Raw genomic sequence first — 20,674 nt, 5'->3', positions numbered from 1 at the left:
TGGTAAATACAAAAAACTATTGACTTAAATATGTGTATATCGTAATATATAAATATAATGATGAAAGGTTGATATTGTAACTAATCCTAAAGATTATAAATAAAAAGGATGATGATTTGTATGTTTTCATTTTTCAATAGAAATAGAGTAAATTCAATAAATGTTAATGAGTTAAAGGATTTATTAGGGAGAATAAATTTAATAGATATAAGGGAAACTTATGAATATAGGAGTGGACATTTACCAAAAGCTAAAAATATTCCTATGAGTAAAATATTATCAGAACCAGATAAGTATTTAAATAAGGATAAGGAGTATTATATAATTTGTCAGTCTGGTGGAAGAAGCATAAGCACCTATAGAAAGTTAAAGGCGATGGGTTTTAATATAGTAAATGTATCTGGAGGAACTAGCAGTTATAAAGGAGCATTAGCAAGATAACAATATAAAAATGTTTAATAAAACTAAGGAGTTGTTAATATGACAAAAGCATCAGAATATCATAAACAAGGTTATACATGTGGTGAAGCTATAATAAAAAGTTACAATGAAGAGCATAATACTAATATACCAATAAGTCTTGGCAGCAGTATGGGGACTGGGTATACTGTAGGAAGTTTATGTGGAGCGGTAGGAGGAGCAGCAGTAATAGTAAGCTCATTAAAGGGAAGAGAAAGCAACGATGAAACCAATGAAGCTAGAAAGTATACAAAAGAATTAATGATGAACATAAAAGAAAAATATGGAACAGAACTTTGCAGGGATTTAAAGAAAAATGGTGTTAGTTGTGCTGAAATTATAGATTACACATATGAAACTTTAAATAAAATACTTTAAAAAATAGTTTTTTTTAATTATTATATCGCTATATATAGATGTTACGATTATATAAAACTTCGAGAGGAGGAAAAACTATGGATAAGGATATTAGTAAATATATTGAAACGGCGGAAATACTTAAAGTACTAGCACATCCGGTAAGAATCTGTATAGTAAAAGGTTTACTAGATAACGGAGAATGTAACGTTAGTCATATGCAAAACTGTTTAAATGTTCCTCAGTCAACTATTTCTCAGAATCTACAAAAGCTTAGAGTTGCGGGAATAATTGAAGGTAGAAGAAGTGGTCTTGAAATATATTATAGGGTTTGTAATGAAAAAGTGGCTAATTTGATCAATATGCTTTTAAGCGGAGAGAAATAAATTATTATAATATTTATATTTGGAGGGAATGTATATGAAAAAAGTATTAATTGTAGGTGGAGTAGCAGGAGGGGCATCTGCGGCAGCAAGACTTAGAAGACTTGATGAAAATGCAGAAATAGTATTGTTTGAAAAAGGGGAGTATATATCCTTTGCAAACTGTGGATTACCTTATTATATAGGTGAAACTATAAAGGAAAGAGAAAAACTATTAGTACAAACTCCTGAGGCAATGAATGCAAGCTTTAATATTGATGTTAGAGTAAATAGTGAAGTAGTGGCGATAGATACTAAAAGTAAAAAAGTAAAGGTTAATAGCAAAGATAAGGGCGAATATGAAGAGAACTATGACTATTTAATTTTATCACCAGGAGCATCTCCTGTTAAGCCTCCTATACCAGGAATACAAAGTGACAAGATATTTACCCTAAGAAATGTACCTGATACTGATAGAATAAAAGCTTATGTAGATAAGGAAAATATAAAAAATGCAGTTGTTATTGGTGGAGGATTCATCGGAGTTGAAATGGCAGAAAACCTTAAGGAAAGAGGTTTAAATGTGGCCTTAGTAGAGGGAGCACCACATATATTAGCACCTTTTGATTCAGAGATGGTAGCTTTTGCTGAGAAGGAATTAGAAGACAACGGTGTTGGAATTGTACTAAATGATGGAGTTAAGGAATTTAAGGAGGAAGGAACTGGCTTAAGTGTAGTTCTAAATAGCGGAAAAACTTTATATGCAGATATAGTTATACTTGCTATAGGAGTAAAACCAGATACAGCATTTTTAAAAGAGACAGGCATAGAATTTGGTCCTAGAGGTCATATAATAGTAAACAATAAAATGGAAACTAATGTTGAAAGTGTATATGCAGTAGGAGATGCTATAGAAGTAGTGGATTTTATAAATGGAAGCAAAACTGCCATTGCACTTGCTGGACCAGCAAATAAACAGGGAAGAATTGCAGCAGACAATGTATCTGGTCTAAATTCAGTTTATAAGGGAACTATGGGAACATCTATAATAAAGGTATTTGGGTTAACTGGTTCAAGTACAGGAAACAACGAGAGAACATTAAAATCAAAGAATATACCTTATAAGGCAATATATCTTCACCCTAATTCGAGTGCTGGTTACTATCCAGGTGCAGCTCCAATGACAATAAAGCTTATTTTTAATAATGAAGGAAAAATATTAGGAGCACAAGCCTTTGGATATGTTGGAGTAGATAAGAGAATAGATGATATAGCAGTAACTATGAGGCTTGGCGGTACAATTTATGATTTAGCAGAGCTGGAGCTTGCATATGCCCCACCTTATTCTTCAGCTAAAGACCCTGTAAATATGGCTGGATTCATCGCTGAAAATATCCTAACAGGTAAAGAGGAAGTAATACTTACAGAAGATATAGATAATAGAGATAAAAATAATACTCAGCTTGTAGATGTGAGAACCGAATTAGAAGCTAGTAACGGTACTATTGAAGGCTCTATAAATATACCTTCAACTAATATAAGAGCTAGAATGAATGAGTTAGATAAAACTAAAGAAATATTAGTTTACTGTCAGGTAGGACTTAGAGGATATATAGCCGGAAGAATTTTAAGGGCAAATGGATTTAAAGTAAAGAACTTAACTGGTGGGTATAAGACTTATACTATGAGTAAGTTTAAACCAAAGGATGTTGTAATGAATAAGAATGATGAGGGCGGTTCTATGAATTTAAAAGGAAAGTCTTGTGATGTAAGTTTAGAAAGTAATTTAAATGAATATAAAGAAGCTGCTGAAGCATATAAAAAAGGAGACTTTGACAAAAATCTTGATGCTTGTGGACTATGTTGTCCAGGACCTTTAATGCGTGTTAACACAACTGTTCAGGATATGAAAGAAGGGGAAGTATTAAAGGCTACAGCATCGGATCAAGGCTTCTATGAGGATATAAAATCTTGGTGTGAAAAAACTAATAATGAGTTACTAAGCAGAGAAAAGGATAAAGGTAATATAATTGCTTATATAAGAAAAGGCAATAAAAAACAAGTAGCTGAAAATAATATGTCAGTTAATGCTGGTACTATTACACAGAAAGACAATAAGACCTTAGTTGTATTCAGTGGAGATTTGGATAAAGCTTTAGCATCTTTTATAATAGCCAATGGAGCAGCTGCTATGGGCAAAAAGGTTACAATGTTCTTTACCTTCTGGGGACTTAATATTCTAAGAAAGCATGAAAAAGTTAGTGTTACAAAAGGTTTTATGGATAACATGTTTGGATTTATGATGCCTAGAGGAGCTAAAAGATTAAAGCTTTCTAAAATGAATATGCTTGGAATGGGAACAAAAATGATGCAAATGGTAATGAAGAACAAAAACGTTTCTTCACTAGATGAACTAATCCAATCAGCTATTGACAGTGGAATAGAAATAGTTGCATGTCAGATGAGTATGGACGTAATGGGACTTAAACAGGAAGAGCTAATAGATGGAGTTAAGGTAGGAGGAGTAGGATACTACCTAGGAGAAGCTGAAGATTCTAATGTTAACTTATTTATATAATATAAATGCGTTGGTTTTGTTAACCAACGCATTTATTATAGGCTTTCATTTAAATCATATGGAGTTTCTTGATATACAAAATAATTGAGCCAATTTGAAAATAATAAATTTGCATGTGCTCTCCATTTTATTTCAGGGATTTTTGAAGTATCATCATTAGGAAAGTAATTTTTAGGTGGATCTATATTTAAGCCTTTTGCTATATCTCTATCATATTCTGCCTTTAATGTTAGGGCATCATATTCAGAGTGTCCCGTAATAAAAAATTGTCGGGCACCTTTATCTGCAACTAAATGAACTCCTGATTCATCAGACTCTGTTAGTATTTTTAAACTATCTACTTTCTCAATATCTTCACGTCTAACTTCTGTGTGTCTTGAATGAGGGACATAGAAAATATCATCAAAGCCTAACAATAATCTTGTGTTTTTTTCCACAATTTTATGAGCAAAAACACCAAACATTTTTTCCTTTAAAGGATATTTGGGGATTCCATAATGATAATATAATCCGGCCTGAGCACCCCAACAAATGTGAAGTGTAGAGTATACATGAGATAAACTCCAATCCATTATTTGTGTAAGCTCATTCCAATAATCAACCTCTTCAAAGGGAATTTGTTCTACAGGAGCACCTGTAATAATCAATCCATCAAACTTACTATTCTTTATATCCTCAAAAGTCTTATAAAAGGTCTCCAAATATTCTTCGGAAGTATTTTTAGGTATATGGGATTTTGGGTGCAGCAATACTACTTCTGTTTGCAAGGGACTATTTGCAAGTAGTCTAAGTAGCTGAACTTCAGTTGTTGTTTTAGTAGGCATAAGATTTAGAATAGCAATTTTTAATGGACGTATGTCTTGGCTAGAAGCCCTGCTTTCAGACATTAAAAATATATTTTCATCACTTAAAATTTTACTAGCTGGCAAATTATCAGGTATTTTTACAGGCATTACGCTAACCTCCAATGTAATTTTTAGAAATATTAATAAAATAAAAAGCCGTTTTTCTAAAAGAAGAAAAACAGCCTTGAAATATCATAGATTATTTATAATATTTGCTATTCTTCTTATCTTTCAGAATAAACACATTCTGCAGGAATTAACACCGCTACATTTAAATATAAATGCTGGTTGTTGGGTTTCATAGGGCCTGTCCCTCCACCTCTCTTGATAAGAACATAATATGTTAACTTTTAAAATGAACAAATTGAACAACTAATTAATAAATATGCTAAAGCATTTTTCATAAAATGTCAAGATGTTTTTCATAGCAGTTCATAGTGGTGTGGTGATTTTACTGAAATTAAAGGAAATTTCATTTAGAATTTGATTTTTTTATATAATATTTATATAATGTTATTGAAACTATAAGATTGATAGAAAAGGTGATTTTGTGAAGATTTCAACTAAAGGTAGATATGGATTAAAAGCACTGGTTGATATTGCTATGTATTCTAATTCTGAAGTAGTTACATTAAAAAGTATTTCTGCAAGACAGAATATTTCAGAAGGATATTTAGAGCAGATTTTTTCAACCTTAAGAAAAAGTGGTTTAGTAATAGGAAGAAAAGGGGCTCAAGGTGGTTATTCATTATCAAAACCTACCAACGAAATAACTATTGGAGAAATACTAAGAGTTTTAGAAGGTGACCTAGTCTTAGTAGATGTTAAGAATCTTAGTGTTGTTGACAATTTAGAAAAGTGCATAAACGAAAATCTATGGGATGTAATAAATAAAAATATAAATGATTATTTTGATTCTATAAATTTAGAAGATTTAGTTAACAAGTATAAGAGTGAATCAAATAATTTTATATATTTCATTTAATCAATTACATTCAGTGGAGAGTAAGTTTTCTCATTATTTTAGTGGGATTCACTTATTCTTTTGTTTTATATAATAGTAAAAACATCTATTAGAAGCTTTAGTTTAATATTAAAACCGGAAAGAATATAGGGACTATGAAAGGTTCGTGTGTATATTCTTTTTTTTATTCTTAAATATTACTTTTGTTCTAATATTTTACTTATATGGATTAATATAATCATAAATTTATAGTCTGCTAGTACGATAATTATCATATATAATACGTATAACTAGGAGATGAAATATGTTAAATAAACGAAAGTTAATGATATTGCTAAACTGCTTTTTATTTGTATTTTTTGTAATGTTTCCTGTTCAAGCTGCTTTACCATCTCCGCCAAATATAAGACTAGGAGGAGCTGACAGGTATGAAACGGCAGTAAAGGTTTCTCAAGATGGTTGGGCACAATCACATTATGTTATTTTAGTTTCAGGAGAAAACTTTCCAGATGCTATTTCTGCGGCACCACTGGCAAAAAAATATAATGGACCTATTTTAATAACAGAGGGTAATAAGTTAAATTCCTCAGTTTACGAAGAGATTAAGAGACTAAAGGCAAAAAATGTTATGATAGTAGGTGGGACAGGGGTAATATTACCAGCAGTTGAAGAAGAGTTAAAAGGTATTAATGTACAGGTTACTCGTATAAGTGGTCAAAACAGATATGAGACAAGTGTAAAAGTTGCAGAACTTATAGGTACAAGTAATGGTATAATACTAGCTTCTGGAGGAAACTTTCCAGATGCTTTATCCATAGCCTCCATTGCAGCTGCTAAGCAAATGCCTATATTACTTACAACAGATAAAGTATTACCTGATAGTGTTAAAAACTTCATAGATAATAATAGTACGAATAGTTATTATGTAGTAGGAGGAACCGCTGTAGTAAGTGATAGTATTATGAATACTTTGTCTAATGCCAAAAGATTGAGCGGTTTGGATAGATATGAAACAAATGTGAATATTATAAATGAGTTTTTAGGTAGTCTAAATTTTAGCACAGTGTATTTAACCTATGGTCAAAATTTCCCGGATGCACTAAGCGGTTCTGCTGCTGCTGCCAAGGATTCAGCACCAGTTATACTGACCAATTCTAGTGATTTTAAATCTCGGTCATTAATCCGATCAAAAATTGACTCAATATCCTTATTTAAAATATTAGGTGGAACAGGAGTTATATCAGATAGTTTAGTTAAAGAAATTATAAATCCTTCAAAAACTGTATTAGGATATACTACTTATTATTTTATTGGAGACAATTCATCCTATAATTCTTTATCTAATTACTCAAATTATATAGATGAAATTGCTACAGACACCTATTCAACAGATAGCCTAGGCAATATAAAAGGGTATATTCCTAGCAAGCAATTAAGCTATGCAAATAGTAATAATATTGTAACTTATGCAATGGTAGCAAATTATTTTGATGGCAACATTACTAAGACCTTGCTGGAAAGTTCTCAAAATAGACAAAGATTAATAAACAACCTTCTTCAGGCTGTAAAACAAAATAATTATAAAGGTGTAAATATAGATTTAGAAGGAATATACTCTTATAATAGAAATCATTTTACAACTTTTATGAGTGAACTTTATAGTGCTTTCCATTCCCAAGGACTTTTAGTAACAGTAGCTATTCCAGCTAAGACTTGGGACAATCCAGCAGATAGTTGGAGCGGAGCATTTGATTACGCACAGATCGGCAAGTATTCAGATAAAGTAATTATAATGGCTTATGATTTCCATTGGGCTGGTGGTGATCCGGGATCAATAGCACCTATAAGTTGGGTACAAAAAGTAGTTGAGTATACAGTGAAAGTAATTCCAAAAGAAAAAGTAGTTCTGGGACTAGCTGCCTATGCTTATGATTGGCCATCAAATGGAACAAAAGCAAAATCCTATAGTTTAAGCGAAGCCTATAGTGTGGCTTCTAAATACGGTGCTGAGATTAAATGGGATCCAGTTTCAAAGAGTTCCTACTATAAATATACTGATAGTTCTGGTATATATCATACTGTGTGGTTTGAAGATAGTACAAGCATTGGATACAAATTGGATATTGTCAACGATTATAATCTATCAGGAATTTCCATATGGAGATTAGGATTGGAAACCTCTGATTATTGGAAGGTAATTGGAACGAAGCTTAATAGGTAGATAGTAGTAATAATAAGGCAATGATATTTAAAGGTATCATTGCCTTATTTTTCTGTGGTGATATTTCAGGAAAAGCTATCCTTAAAAGTTTTGCTAGAGAAGTTGTAGAAACATATGGTAAAATAGATTATCTTATTAATTTATGACGGAAGGTGATATAATGCTAAAAACTAAGACTCTTGAAATGGGTGGAATTTACCGAGAAGATTTTGTAAAATACTTTCTCAAGATCGGAGGTAAGACGGAAGATCAAGAAACATTTAAAGGATTTTACTGGGAGGTACTGGTAGGTTCAGAAACTTGGAGAATGCTTGGTTCATTAAGAATACATCATGTTTTAATTACTTTTAATGTTGAGGAAGATAAATTTGATGAGTTCATTGCTGAATTTCGTTTAAACTTTCTCAGAGCCGGTGGGTAGACTATATCATATTCTTCTGAAAACTTAAAGTAGTAACGTTATAAGATATTAGTAATATGATGATATAATAAATGAGTTGTACTAGCACTCTGTTAGATAAGCATCAGTAGATATACTGATGCTTATTTTTTAAACTCTTTTTGAAGATATAGACAAATTTGAGTTAAGGCTTTATCTGCTTTATTTGTAATTTTACCCATTCCGATGAATCCGTGAATAACACCGTTATATCGAGTAACCTCCGCTTGAATTCCTGCTTTCTTTAACTTTTCTCCATAAGTCTCTCCTTCATCCCGAAGGGGATCAATTTCTGCTGTTATTATGAGTGTATCAGGTAGTTTACTAAAGTCTTCAGCTAGTAGAGGTGATGCGTAAGGATCTTTTCTATCTTCTTTTTTGGGTACATATACTGATATGTATTTTTCCATGTCTTCCTTTGAAATATTAAATCTACTAGCAAAATAAGACCAGGATTTGCTGTTAAGTTCAAATATGTTTGTAGAAGGATATATTAATACCTGGCAATCGATTGAAGGACCATTGTTATCTCGTGACATTGATGAAACTGCAGCAGACAGATTTCCGCCTGCACTATCTCCTACAATAGCTATATGGTTTCTATCTCCATCTAAAGTTTCTGAATTTTCATAAGCCCATTTAAGTACATTATATACATCAGTGAGAGCAGCTGGAAAAGGATTTTCTGGAGCAAGGCGGTAGTCTACAGATATTACAATTGCATTTGTATTTTGTGAAAGCTTTCTGCAAATACTATCATGAGTATCAAGGTTTCCTGCTATCCAGAAACCACCATGTGAATAGATAACTATAGGAAGAGAGCTCTCAGACTTAGGCGTATATATACGCACCGGTATTTTTTCAGAGTTTATCTCGATAGTAATGTTTTTAATATTAAAGAATGGTATAGGCTTATTAGACCATCTAGTTGACTGAGTATTTAAATATTCTCTAATTTCCTTTATTGATTTACCATTAAGTGATTTGGGATTAAGAATTTTGTCCAATTTTAGATTTGCGGAAATATACAGATTAAGCTTACCATCACTAGCTTTGTTTAAATTCTTAACAATGAAAAAACCAGATATAATAAGTATAAATATAATAACTGATATTATCTTTATAGTTTTTTTCATTTTATTTACCTCCACACATTATGAAAATTCTATAATAAAAAAGCTAGACTTATGTATGTATTTTTCACTGATTTTATTTTTATATACCTAAAATTATGAGAGCATTTTTATTAATTGCTTTAAAGGTAAGTTTTAATCACCCTTTTATATAAAATACATATAATATATTGTGTGTATTTTATCAGGAGGTAAACTATGTACTGTTATACCTATATAAATCAATTTGCTTGTATCTTTAATGAACTTCAATTGTGGACCCACATTTCTAGCGACCATCCAACTTTTCTTAAGACTGTAGCTGCTCTCTCTAAAATAAATTTACCAAAGGATACAGTGGATAAGCTTGAGGAGATTCATAAAGAATTTATGGGACTATATAATAATGTAGTATACTTAAAAAGAGTTGTAAATGCTAATCCTGCCCTATATGGACGACATATTGCAAATATAAAAAGACTAATCAATGAGTTTTTAATTCATGATACTAATGCTTTATCCTTTTATCCTCAATTGCTGAGATTTGGGAAAGAAAATGAAGCTTGGCAGGAGTTGGTTAAGCATATTATTGATGAACAAACTTTTATGCTTGAATTGTTTAAAGATTTAAGGCAACAAATAAGATAGTTTTTTAAACATTATATATAGAAAAGCTAAGTCTACAGAGCCTAGCTTTACAAATCCTAGAAGGGAACCTGAATTATCAGGAAAACATTAATGGAAAAAGTAAAATAAGCCCCAAATGTGGGGCTTATTTTAAAATATATTTGGGTCTTTTTTGTTATGTCCTTCACCTTGGTGCTTTAAATGATTAAACGCAGGTCCTTCAACATTATCACCATTATAGTTGAATCTAGAGCCGTGACAAGGACAATCCCAAGTTTTTTCGGCTTCATTCCATACTAATTCACAACCTAAATGTGTGCAAGTAATATCAACTATGTGCAGTTTTCCATCTTCATCGCGGTAAGCCCCTACTCTTTCACCATCTACGCTAATAACCTTGGCTTCTCCATTATTAATTTCTAGATCATCCGGTACAGGGGTAATTTTACCTCCTATAAGGGTAGATGCCACATTTAAATTAAAGGATGCTAACTTAGGTACTGAACTTATATTAAACCTTGATGGATTATATACTCCTTCCCATGGACTCTCACCTTTAGTAATCAGGCCTGTTAAAATTATTGCTGATGCCGTACTATTTGTCATACCCCATTTAGCAAAACCTGTTGCCACGAAGACATTAGAAGTTTTTGAAGTGATATATCCAACATAAGGAATACTATCTACAGGCATACAATCTTGTGTTGACCATCTAAATAGTATACTTTCTAAATCAAAGGTTTCTTTCGCAAAATTACCTAAGTTTTCATAGTGAACATTAGTATTTTTCTCACTACCTGTTTTATGATGCTCCCCACCTACTAGTATAATTTCACTATCATTAAGTTTTTGAGAACGGAGAGAACGTCCTGGATCCTCAGCAGTTATAAACATACCTTCAGGAAATGGCCCTCTAACTTTAACTCCTAATACATAGGATTTTTCTGCATACATCCTTGCAAAGTACATTCCAAGTCCGTCATAACAAGGATAATGAGATGCTACAATAACTTTAGATGCGGATATTTTTTTGTCTTGGTTTGTTAATACTATACAATTTTTGTTATCGTTATCATCAACATCAACAACTTTTGTATGTTCAAAAATATAACTTCCATCACCAGGTATTTCTTTGGCAAGTTCAAATAAATACTTCAATGGATGAAATTGTGCTTGGTCATCAAAGCGGACAGCAGCTTTGATATCAAAGGGGAGAGGGATTTTATCTAAGTATGAAGCTTTTATTCCTAGACTAGAAGCAGCTTTTACCTCTTTTTCAATTTTTTCTATGTACTCATCGGATTGAGTATATACATAAGCAGGACGCCAACAAAAGTCACAATCGATGTTTTTTTCCTTAATTAAATCTGCAATAAAGTGAATTGCAGATTCATTTGCCTCTGCATATTGCCTTGCTTTTTCATCACCCATTTTTCTTTTTGTTTTATCATAAATTAAATTATGCTGAGAAGTTATCTTTGCAGTTGTATGTCCTGTAGTACCGTGGGCAATTTTATTTGCTTCGACTATAGCAACCTTTAAACCTTTTCTTTTTAAAAGAAAAGCGGAGGTGATTCCAACCATACCTCCTCCGATTATAGCTACATCCACATTAATATCCTCGCTTAGTGTAGGATAATCCATTTTAGAAGTAGAAGTAATCCAATATGGCTCGTGAGTACTAGAAAAAACATCAAAGTTGGATAAATTTCCTTTATTCATTTATAAGATCTCCTTTAAAAATTATCAGTAATAATTTTAATAACTTATGTTTATCATGTGCTACAGATAAATATTTATGTATATATTCAATAACATAATTACTAATGATAGCTAAATGAGTAAAGGAGATTGATTCAAATAGGAATCATTAATTTAAGAAAGCCTTTGGGAACGTCACCCAAGACTTTCTTGTTTTAAATTCTGTGATTCAATACTAACTTAATCCTAATGCTTTTCTCTTTTGAACTATATGAGCCTCGATGTTCTTTGCAACTTGAACAGGATCATCACCAAGCGCTACCTTTCCGCCAGTTACATCTTCAGCCTTTTCGGTTAGAAGTTCTACTAATTGGGAAGCTCCTGTCATGAAAGGAACAGGTGACAAGTGAGTATAAGTACCATAAGCTACTGCGAAAATACCGTCAATTGTAGCCTTTTGTTCCATCCATTCTGGTGCAGTTACAGCTATAGGAAGATCAGAAACATCTACATCTAAATGATCTGCTAAAGCAGTAACAAGCATGGAGATTCTACCTGTATCTGTGCAGGTTCCAAAGCTTAGTACTGGAGGGATTTTTAATAGATTGCAAACTTCTCTTAGGCCTTCTCCTGCTATTTCATTAGCAGCTTCAAGGGTACATAGACCTGCAACTTCTAAAGCATGGTTTCCGCATCCACCAGCAACAACTAATATATCTCTTTTTATAAGTTCTTTTGTGAGATTTATAGTAACCCAGTCCTGAGGACCATTTCTTAAGGTTGAACAGTTTGCTAGAGCTACAACACCTTTGATTTTCCCAGCAGATATTACATCAACCAATGGATCTAGTTTATTGCCAAGAGCACCTAAAACTGCCTCAGTAGAGAAGCCAGTTATTGCTTTTTGTATTTTTTTAGGCACTTTAGCTTCAATCTTTCTTTCTTTTCTCTTTTTAAAGTTTTCTATGGCAAGCTCAATTAATCTATCTGCCATTTTATCAACTTCTGATGGGTCATAAGGAATTTTGTATTTAACTCCTGGTAAGTCAATTATTGTACTTACAGCAACTAAAGTAATTTGATATTTTTCAGCATACATATCTATAGCAGGAGGTGAGCAATTTTCTTCCATTGCGAATACATCTACAGTACCAGTAGCTAACAATGGCTCGATTGTTAACCAGTTTCCCATATGACCTACAAAAACATCATCTATTTCAAATCTTTGAAGCAATTCCTGACCAGTTTCTATAGAACCAACAATTCTAAGGCCTTTAGCTCCAGCAGCCCTTGCCATGTCTTGAACTTCTTTTGTTCTTGCTTTTAATATTGTTGCAACTCCAGGCCAAGGTTGGTGTCCATTGAATACCACATTAACATAGTCTGGATCCATTATTCCTAAATCCATATTTACTTCATGTGGTTTTGGTGTTCCAAAAAGAATATCTTGAACCATCTCTAGTCCTATTTGAGTATTGTATATGGTAGCTATTCCCAATTTTAAAGCTTTCATTGCTAAGGACACATGGCTACCATCTACGTTAGTTAAACAACTTGCTACACAGTTTTGTTCTTCGTGGATAGTTCCCGAAGGATAGATATCAAGTTTCTTCCAAACATCTTTTCTTTTTCTTGGAGCAAAAGCTTCAACCATTATATTGTGGTCATCTACTCCAATATGTTGTTGATCTTCAAGTAAAGTAGCAAGTTCAATTGCCATATCATTAATTTCTTGATTGGTATCTATACCGACCTTTTCACACATCCATTTAAGTTTATTTACATCTGTAATTGTAAATGGAGTCTTTCCCTCAGCTGTAGCCTTCAATGTACGGAAAGCTTCATAAGCATGATGGCTATATGTACCTGCTCCCATTATATTCTTAAGTAAGAAGTTTCTCATTGCCATTGCATCTGGTCCTATTCCGCAAACACCTTTGTCTTGACCACTTTTTTCACTTATCCTACAAGGGCCGTTGGAACATAGCTGACAGCTTAAACCCTGAAGACAGAAGTTACAACGGATTTTTTCTTGAGAAGCATATCTGTCAAAAACATTTGACATTCCGTCCTCCCTAATTCTTACAAGCATTTCTTCAACAGAGTCATGATAACTAACTCTGCCTTCTGATTTTTCTAATATAGTTTCACTCATAACAGGTTCACTCCTTTAAATTTTATCAGTAGTAAGTTTTCCCACATAATAGTTTTATTATGTAAATTTTTATGTAGAAAGATTTAATATTTACTATGAAAGATTTGTAACACATCTAAGATTCTTCTTTCAGCGATTAAATAAAAGAGAAAAAACTGAACCAGAAGATGATTTTTTATTAAGGAAAGTTAAAGAAAAATATAAAAAAGCTTATAATTGTATGCTTAAGGTTGAAAAATACCTAGAAACAGAGTTGTCCGATGAGGAAAAGTTGTATTTGACTATCCATATTCAGCATATGACTCAAAGATAAAATTAAATAATTTATGGATTGTTACTGGTAAAGCAGGTGAGACCAAAATATACATAGAGAAGCTGTATTTTATACACTTTTCTATATGTATTTGGTCTCGTCTTTTTTATATATAAAAACAATAATATAAAAATATGAAAGGAGATAACAAATGATAAATATTCTATGATAACGTCTTTGCTGAATTAAAGAAGTACAATATTGAACCATTGGTTACAATATCACATTACGAGGCACCTTTTAATCTTACTAGAGAATACAATGGTTGGGCAGATAGAAGAGTAATTGATTTTTATGTAAGGTATTGCGATGTTATCTTGAATAGATACAAAGATGTTGTAAAGTATTGGTTGACATTTAATGAAATTAATTGCTTAACAATGCCTTTTGGAACATTTTTGGCTGGTGTAATTATGCCTCAGGGCAATGGAGAGTTTACTAGTACTACTGGAGATAACGAGTAGATTAGATTCCAGGCATTACATCATCAGTTCATAGCAAGTGCAAAGGCAGTAAAACTGGGACATGAAATTAATAAGGAATTTAAAATAGGCTATATGATTGCTTATATGTGTTCTTATCCACTTACATGCAATCCAGAGGATTTACTACTAGCTCAGCAAAAGGATAACTTAAGCAACTTCTTATGTTCAGATGTTCAAGTGAGAGGGGCTTATCCAAGTTTTGCAGAAAGATACTTTAGAGAAAACAAAGCTTATCTGTAGTTAACAAGCTAAGAAGCTAATTATGTTAATATATTTAAAAAAAATAATTTATACTTGATAAAATACTATAATAACATTACTATTTAAAATATAGGAATCAAATTTTAAGTAAAATTGATTTAAAAAAGGGAGGAGATAGGATGGGATTATTTAGAAAAATATTATCAAGTGTAGGTGTTGGTGGCGCTGAAGTAAATACTGTGCTTTCACAGTCCACTGTAAGGATTGGAGAAGACATACAAGGTGTTGTTAATATTATAGGAGGCTCCGTAGAGCAAAATATCAACAGGGTAGAAGTAGAACTTAAGACAGAGTATACTAAAGAAGTAGATGATCGTAAAGAAAGACATACAGCAACTTTAGAAAAATTAATAGTAGGTAGAGATATACTAGTTAATCCTAATGAGAAGAAACAAATTCCTTTTACCTTTAGAGTACCTGACCATACACCAATTAGTATGAATCAAAGAAATGTGTGGGTAGAGACAGAGTTAGAAATTCCACTAGCAATAGATCCTGAAGATAGAGATTATGTAAATATTAAACCAAGTCATACAATGGAAGTTATCTTAGACGCAATGATAAATGTGCTAGGCTTTAGATTGAGAGAAGTAGAGTGTAAATCAGGGTATATTATTGGAGGTCAAGGCGGTTTTTTGCAAGAGTTTGAATTTGTACCTCAATCAGCATTTAGGGGAGCGTTAGATGAAGTAGAGATTACTTTTTTACCAGATGTTGAGGGAATTAACCTTTTTATTCAGGTTGATAGAAGGGTGAGAGGTTTTAGCTCTTTTATACAAGAAGCAGTAGGGTTAGATGAATCATATATAAGACTTACAATTACTAACTATGATGCATCACAAGGAAGTAGTTATGTAGCACAAATCTTAGAAAATACAATTAATAGCTATTGCTAAGTTTACACTTCATTAAGAGTTTAAAAAACCTCACTTTAAAATGGTGAAGTGAGGTTTTTAAGACAAATATTGGACTATTAAATAGGCATGAGATTATAGAAATCTATTTACAGTCCTAAATTATATACTGTTGATGCAACTATTTTATTTTTACCACTGTGCTTGGCTTTATAAAGTGCTTCATCTGCCTTATTAAAGAGTTCTTCTTTTGGTTCACCCTTATAGTATTCATGTACACCAACACTTACGGTGACATTGCTGTTTAACTCTATATGGCTCTCATCTTGTATTGCTTTTCTTATTGATTCTAGTAATGCTAGGGATTGTTCCAGTGTTTTGTTTGTTAATATTAATGCAAATTCTTCCCCACCATATCTAGCGGAAATGTCATCTACTGTAACCATTGTTTTTATTATACTTGAGATACGTTTAAGGATAATATCACCAACACTATGACCGAAAGTATCATTTATTTTCTTGAAATTATCAATATCTAATAAGGCTAACTGAAATCTGTTGTCAGCCCTTGAAGCTTGGTCTATTATAGTGTCGAAATATTCTTGAAATGTCCTATGGTTGTACATATCTGTCAAAGCATCGGTTTTAGACATTTTCTCCATAATGGCACTTCTAATTAATAGTTCCTGTTTATCCCTTGTCACTTTTTCTAAGTTATTTTCGAGCAAAAGCTGATACTCCTTGATCATCTGTAAATTTTCTATATATTTTGTTGTATTCCTGTATAGTATTATTGTTCCTATATATTTATTTTTACTAAACATAGGAGTTACTTCAATATTAAAGTAACAGATTCCATTTTCGAACTTGATTAATGTATCAAAACTTATTGAATCTTTTTTCTCAAAAGACATTTTTATATAATCTAGTAATTTGCTAGTATCTAGATTTTCTATTTTTAATGAATCCATAAATTCTTTAAAATCTTGATTTCTTCTTATTTCGTGCTTATCACTAAGCCAAAGCTGAGCTGCTTTATTAGAATCTATTATTTTTCTATTTTCGTCTATTACTATAAATCCATCCGATATATGGTCTACTATCTTCTGTAATGCAATGGGTACAATGTTAAACATATCTAACTTTAACGTTGCAATCCCAATTAGAAGTATCATTATAACTATACCGGGTATTGTTGAGTAACAACCTCCGCTTATTATGCCAAATGATGTTAAAACATTGATTGCTAATGGTGTACACATTCCTGCCACAAGTGTCATTGCTTGCTTTGAAAAAAGCCCTGAATTATTTACTGCGTACTTTATTAAATAACTCATTCCTATTGCTATGAATATGTAACAATAAATATAATGAGCCCACATTAAAGGACCTAGTACTGCATCTTTAATTATTATGCAAAATACTTTCATGAATAAATGATGTCTTTCGTTTGTTGCAACTGCTATTGCTGACCCTATAGGCAATATAAATAGTAATGCAAACCTCGATGTGATTACTATTCTTGTATGTGTAAAAACTACTCCTAGCAATAGTATGAATACTGATACTAGTGCTATACCAAAATAATTGCATGTTTGTATAAATGGATCAAAGTGGTATACATCTTCAGTAGCTACTTCTCCTAATGCTCCTATACACCAAATTAGTACACTTGACACTAGCATCATATATACATAATGAAATTGCTTTTTACTTTTTCTTGTACCAACATATATTATAGATGTTAAAATTATAATTGTAGATATTAGTACTAATATTACACTGATGCCCATACATTACCTCCTACTAAATACAGCTATCTTTAAACTAAATAATTTACTTCATATATAGTGGGCTGGAATTTCCTATTTAATCATTAATAACTTTTGTTTCTTTGAGTTTTTTAAAACAAAAGACCTTTATATTTTTTCCTTACATTTTATATTGACTTTTATGTCTTTAGTATAGCACGTTTATAGTATAATTTGTACTTCCTCATAAATTGGTATTTTATCTAAAGGCACATCTTGCTGTTCAAAGGGTATAATAAATTATCAGAAGTAGACACTAAAAAGGGCGAGTTGTGTTTATTATAGAGAGTAGATAATTAAAAAAATCATAGAATAATTAGCATTCTTACTTCATGCAAAAGAGAAAATTTGAATACAAAAATATAAAAAAGGAAGGGAGATACCATGACAGAGACAAAAGAATTAATAAGAACCGGGTGGAATTTAGATAACAGTTATGCTCAACTGCCAAAATCACTTTTTACCAGGACTAACCCAACTCCTGTACACTCACCAAAATTAGTTGTTTTGAACCATACTTTGGCCACATGCTTGGGATTAAATGTTCGGGCCCTACAAAATGATGATAGTTTAGAGGAGTTTGCTGGCAATCAGATTCCAGTTGGTTCTTCACCTATTGCACAAGCTTACGCTGGACATCAATTTGGTCATTTTACTATGTTGGGTGACGGTCGAGCTGTGTTGCTTGGGGAGCAGATTACTCCCTCAGGTGAGAGGTTTGATATTCAACTTAAGGGTTCAGGTAGAACGAGATATTCCCGTGGAGGCGATGGTCGTGCAGCACTTGGGCCTATGCTTCGCGAATACATTATCAGTGAAGCAATGCATGGGCTTAATATTCCCACAACTCGCAGCCTAGCAGTGGTAACAACTGGTGAATCAGTAATTCGTGAAACCGAGCAGCCTGGTGCAATTCTTACCCGTGTGGCTGCCAGCCATCTGAGAGTGGGAACATTTCAATACGTGGCAGAGTGGGGAAACATTGAAGAACTTCGCACCTTAGCAGAGTACACATTACAAAGACATTTTCCAGAGGTTGCCGATGACAAACCTTATCTTTCATTGCTTAAAGAAGTAATTAAGCGCCAGGCTACGCTGATTGCAAAATGGCAGCTGGTTGGGTTTATTCACGGAGTCATGAACACCGACAACATGACCCTTAGTGGAGAAACTATTGATTATGGTCCTTGTGCTTTTATGGATACCTATGACCCGGCAACGGTATTCAGTTCCATTGACGTCCGAGGTCGGTATGCCTACGGTAAACAGCCACAAATTGCCGCATGGAATTTAGCGAGGTTTGCTGAAACTTTATTGCCATTACTTCATGATAATCAGGATGAGGCTATCAAACTGGCTCAGGATGCTATTTCAGATTTTACTGAGTTGTATCACAGTAATTGGTTAGCGGGAATGAGGGCAAAACTAGGAATCTTTAACGAAGAGCCGGAAGATGAATCCCTTATTGAAGGTCTCCTCACCATTATGCACAAGTATCACGGGGACTATACAAATACCTTCCGTGGATTAACATTTGATAAGTTCTCAGACATGGAACTGTTTGATACTTCGGAATTTGCTCAGTGGAGAGAGCAGTGGCAATCAAGAGTAGGCAGACAACAAGAATCAAAAGCCTCCTCACAACAGCTGATGCAAAGAAGTAATCCGGCAGTAATCCCTCGTAACCATCGAGTAGAAGAGGCACTAGAAGCAGCAGTGAAACATGGAGACTACAGCGTAATGGATAGACTTCTTAATGTTCTTTCCTGTCCTTACGCCCATTCACCAGAACAGGGTGAGTATTCCATACTGCCTGGGAAATCAGAGCGTCCTTACCGAACCTTTTGCGGTACTTAATCAAAAGATGGAGCCCTATGGAATGCAACCAAAACTGAATTTGATGCTAAGATAGAATTATAAGGATCAAGAATAAAAACCAAAATGAACCGTACTGTACAAAAATTCAGTACGGTTGTTACATTTATCCGGAAATCTTTATTCCTGCTCCGGTCTGCCTGTCTTATCATAGGCAATTAGGTAAAGATTACTGTCATGCTGCTGATTTATTTGTTTTTCAGCTTCTCTAATGGATTTTAGCTCTTCTGTTGTTAAATTGCTAAAGGTATATCCTTCGGGCATAGTTTCCTTGCTCATAGATCCACTTCCTTTCTCTATAATATTATTTACAACTTATAGAAAAAATATTGATTGATTAAAACGTAAACATTAATGTAAGGCTTTTGCTTCATTTTTAATAAAAATGAATATAATGAAAATAAACAATTATGGATAAAGGTTTTATTATACGAGGAGTGTTGAATATGAAATCTGAAAGAGATAGATATGTTAAGTCACTTATGGAAAAGTATAATATATATAATGAAAGAGAATTAAATAGTGTAGCAACACATGAAGAATATAATAAAATGATAGAGTTAGAATTAAGTGTATTTAGAGGAGCCTAGAAGTAGGCTTCTTTTCATTAAAAAAATGTTTACTTATTATAACTAAAACATTTAATAAAGAATAAAGGACTAAGCAATAATAGATATAGGAGTTGATAGGAGAGATGATTAAAAGAACATACTTATTAGACACTAACATAGTAATAAAAATTTGGAGAGAATATCCTACTCTATTAGATGATATAGAAAAATCAGAGGAAATGGATTTTAAAATTCATCAAGATATAGCAGGTGAGTTATCTAGAAAAGAGTTTAAAGAAATAGGGGGAGTTCCTATACTTTCAAATAGGTTTATAAAGTTACTCAACCATATTATAAATAATGATAACAGTAAATCTACAGAAATTAATACATATAGTGACTTTATTAAGCATACTTCTAATAGTAACATGTATTTAGTTAATGGAAATAAAATTTCTGTAAATGACTTTAGCCTTATTCGTATTTGTAAAGAACATAAAGACTATATTTTAGTTACTGATGATAAAAAAATGATAAACAGTGCAAAGCATGTTTTGGATTCCTATAGGGTTTTAAATTTTAGAGAATTTATTGAAGACTTATTATAGTCAAACAGATAACTAATTAAAGATTGATATAAGGAATAAATTTTTGTCTTGAATTTATATATTACTTTTGATAGAATATAAATATTATATATTGAT

19 protein-coding genes, 2 pseudogenes and 1 riboswitch are annotated in these 20,674 nt (G+C 32.4%); of the genes and pseudogenes, 15 read left to right on the top strand and 6 right to left on the bottom strand.

Annotated features, from left to right (window positions below):
• The first annotated feature begins 120 nt into the window (after positions 1-120).
• From CLMAG_RS15660 to CLMAG_RS15645, 4 genes are all read left to right on the top strand, one after another.
• Positions 121-441, top strand: a complete 321-nt coding sequence (locus CLMAG_RS15660; RefSeq protein WP_066624378.1) for a rhodanese-like domain-containing protein — start codon at positions 121-123, stop codon at positions 439-441.
• 39 nt (positions 442-480) lie between these two features.
• Complete coding sequence (locus CLMAG_RS15655; RefSeq protein ID WP_066624376.1) at positions 481-837, top strand: C-GCAxxG-C-C family (seleno)protein; 357 nt, start codon at positions 481-483, stop codon at positions 835-837.
• Positions 838-914: 77 nt separating this feature from the next.
• The gene (locus CLMAG_RS15650) at positions 915-1,202 is read left to right on the top strand and encodes an ArsR/SmtB family transcription factor (protein WP_066624374.1); all 288 of its coding nucleotides are present in this window, start codon (positions 915-917) and stop codon (positions 1,200-1,202) included.
• A gap of 34 nt (positions 1,203-1,236) precedes the next feature.
• Entirely contained in the window at positions 1,237-3,756 is a 2,520-nt protein-coding gene (locus tag CLMAG_RS15645; protein WP_066624372.1) for an FAD-dependent oxidoreductase, read from the top strand.
• A 35-nt stretch (positions 3,757-3,791) separates the two neighbouring features.
• On the opposite strand, the gene metA is transcribed toward CLMAG_RS15645, so the two are convergent.
• Complete coding sequence (gene metA, locus CLMAG_RS15640; RefSeq protein WP_066624363.1) at positions 3,792-4,709, bottom strand: homoserine O-acetyltransferase MetA; 918 nt, start codon at positions 4,707-4,709, stop codon at positions 3,792-3,794.
• A 113-nt stretch (positions 4,710-4,822) separates the two neighbouring features.
• Positions 4,823-4,935, bottom strand: a riboswitch (SAM riboswitch).
• 216 nt (positions 4,936-5,151) lie between these two features.
• Here metA and CLMAG_RS15635 point away from each other — a divergent pair.
• From CLMAG_RS15635 to CLMAG_RS15625, 4 genes are all read left to right on the top strand, one after another.
• Positions 5,152-5,586 (top strand): RrF2 family transcriptional regulator, encoded by a 435-nt coding sequence (locus CLMAG_RS15635; protein ID WP_066624360.1) that lies wholly within the window; start codon positions 5,152-5,154, stop codon positions 5,584-5,586.
• 283 nt (positions 5,587-5,869) lie between these two features.
• Positions 5,870-7,786: a cell wall-binding repeat-containing protein gene (locus CLMAG_RS15630; RefSeq protein WP_066624357.1), complete on the top strand. Its 1,917-nt coding sequence runs from the start codon at positions 5,870-5,872 to the stop codon at positions 7,784-7,786.
• A gap of 20 nt (positions 7,787-7,806) precedes the next feature.
• Complete coding sequence (locus tag CLMAG_RS34355) at positions 7,807-7,932, top strand: hypothetical protein (RefSeq protein ID WP_278330740.1); 126 nt, start codon at positions 7,807-7,809, stop codon at positions 7,930-7,932.
• A gap of 14 nt (positions 7,933-7,946) precedes the next feature.
• Positions 7,947-8,207, top strand: coding sequence for a MoaD-like domain-containing protein (locus tag CLMAG_RS15625; protein WP_242873046.1), 261 nt, complete (start codon positions 7,947-7,949; stop codon positions 8,205-8,207).
• A gap of 122 nt (positions 8,208-8,329) precedes the next feature.
• Here the strand turns inward: CLMAG_RS15625 and CLMAG_RS15620 are convergent, their stop codons facing one another.
• Positions 8,330-9,361 carry an alpha/beta hydrolase gene (locus CLMAG_RS15620; protein WP_066624353.1) on the bottom strand — a complete coding sequence of 344 codons (1,032 nt, stop codon included), beginning with the start codon at positions 9,359-9,361 and terminating at the stop codon, positions 8,330-8,332.
• 195 nt (positions 9,362-9,556) lie between these two features.
• Between CLMAG_RS15620 and CLMAG_RS15615 the strand changes: the two genes are divergently transcribed.
• Complete coding sequence (locus CLMAG_RS15615) at positions 9,557-9,985, top strand: DUF2935 domain-containing protein (RefSeq protein ID WP_066624351.1); 429 nt, start codon at positions 9,557-9,559, stop codon at positions 9,983-9,985.
• A 129-nt stretch (positions 9,986-10,114) separates the two neighbouring features.
• Here CLMAG_RS15615 and CLMAG_RS15610 read toward each other — a convergent pair whose 3' ends face one another.
• Positions 10,115-11,686 carry an FAD-dependent oxidoreductase gene (locus CLMAG_RS15610; RefSeq protein WP_066624348.1) on the bottom strand — a complete coding sequence of 524 codons (1,572 nt, stop codon included), beginning with the start codon at positions 11,684-11,686 and terminating at the stop codon, positions 10,115-10,117.
• A 214-nt stretch (positions 11,687-11,900) separates the two neighbouring features.
• Positions 11,901-13,820, bottom strand: a complete 1,920-nt coding sequence (gene cooS / locus CLMAG_RS15605) for an anaerobic carbon-monoxide dehydrogenase catalytic subunit (RefSeq protein WP_066624341.1) — start codon at positions 13,818-13,820, stop codon at positions 11,901-11,903.
• A 91-nt stretch (positions 13,821-13,911) separates the two neighbouring features.
• On the opposite strand from cooS, the pseudogene CLMAG_RS30840 reads away from it, so the two are divergent.
• From CLMAG_RS30840 to CLMAG_RS15595, 3 genes and pseudogenes are all read left to right on the top strand, one after another.
• Positions 13,912-14,133: pseudogene (locus CLMAG_RS30840) on the top strand (PRD domain-containing protein); the annotation flags it as partial.
• A gap of 161 nt (positions 14,134-14,294) precedes the next feature.
• A pseudogene (locus CLMAG_RS15600) lies at positions 14,295-14,843 on the top strand (family 1 glycosylhydrolase); the annotation flags it as partial.
• 155 nt (positions 14,844-14,998) lie between these two features.
• Positions 14,999-15,775 carry a sporulation protein gene (locus tag CLMAG_RS15595; RefSeq protein WP_066624339.1) on the top strand — a complete coding sequence of 259 codons (777 nt, stop codon included), beginning with the start codon at positions 14,999-15,001 and terminating at the stop codon, positions 15,773-15,775.
• A gap of 107 nt (positions 15,776-15,882) precedes the next feature.
• On the opposite strand, the gene CLMAG_RS15590 is transcribed toward CLMAG_RS15595, so the two are convergent.
• Positions 15,883-17,526, bottom strand: a complete 1,644-nt coding sequence (locus tag CLMAG_RS15590) for a histidine kinase N-terminal 7TM domain-containing diguanylate cyclase (protein ID WP_066624336.1) — start codon at positions 17,524-17,526, stop codon at positions 15,883-15,885.
• 402 nt (positions 17,527-17,928) lie between these two features.
• Here CLMAG_RS15590 and CLMAG_RS15585 point away from each other — a divergent pair, with 402 nt between their 5' ends.
• Positions 17,929-19,401, top strand: coding sequence for a protein adenylyltransferase SelO (locus CLMAG_RS15585; RefSeq protein WP_066624327.1), 1,473 nt, complete (start codon positions 17,929-17,931; stop codon positions 19,399-19,401).
• Between the two features lie 138 nt (positions 19,402-19,539).
• Here CLMAG_RS15585 and CLMAG_RS33005 read toward each other — a convergent pair whose 3' ends face one another.
• Complete coding sequence (locus CLMAG_RS33005) at positions 19,540-19,698, bottom strand: hypothetical protein (RefSeq protein WP_169809805.1); 159 nt, start codon at positions 19,696-19,698, stop codon at positions 19,540-19,542.
• A gap of 167 nt (positions 19,699-19,865) precedes the next feature.
• Between CLMAG_RS33005 and CLMAG_RS32490 the strand changes: the two genes are divergently transcribed.
• Both CLMAG_RS32490 and CLMAG_RS15580 read left to right on the top strand, forming a co-directional pair.
• Positions 19,866-20,009 carry a hypothetical protein gene (locus CLMAG_RS32490; protein WP_161486982.1) on the top strand — a complete coding sequence of 48 codons (144 nt, stop codon included), beginning with the start codon at positions 19,866-19,868 and terminating at the stop codon, positions 20,007-20,009.
• A 104-nt stretch (positions 20,010-20,113) separates the two neighbouring features.
• Positions 20,114-20,578 carry a PIN domain-containing protein gene (locus tag CLMAG_RS15580; RefSeq protein ID WP_066624325.1) on the top strand — a complete coding sequence of 155 codons (465 nt, stop codon included), beginning with the start codon at positions 20,114-20,116 and terminating at the stop codon, positions 20,576-20,578.
• Positions 20,579-20,674: the final 96 nt, after the last annotated feature.

The sequence above is a fragment of the Clostridium magnum DSM 2767 genome (assembly GCF_001623875.1).
Classification (GTDB): domain Bacteria; phylum Bacillota; class Clostridia; order Clostridiales; family Clostridiaceae; genus Clostridium_AM; species Clostridium_AM magnum.
The sequence above is the reverse complement of the archived record's forward strand: the minus strand, read 5'-3'. Positions and strand labels throughout refer to the sequence as shown.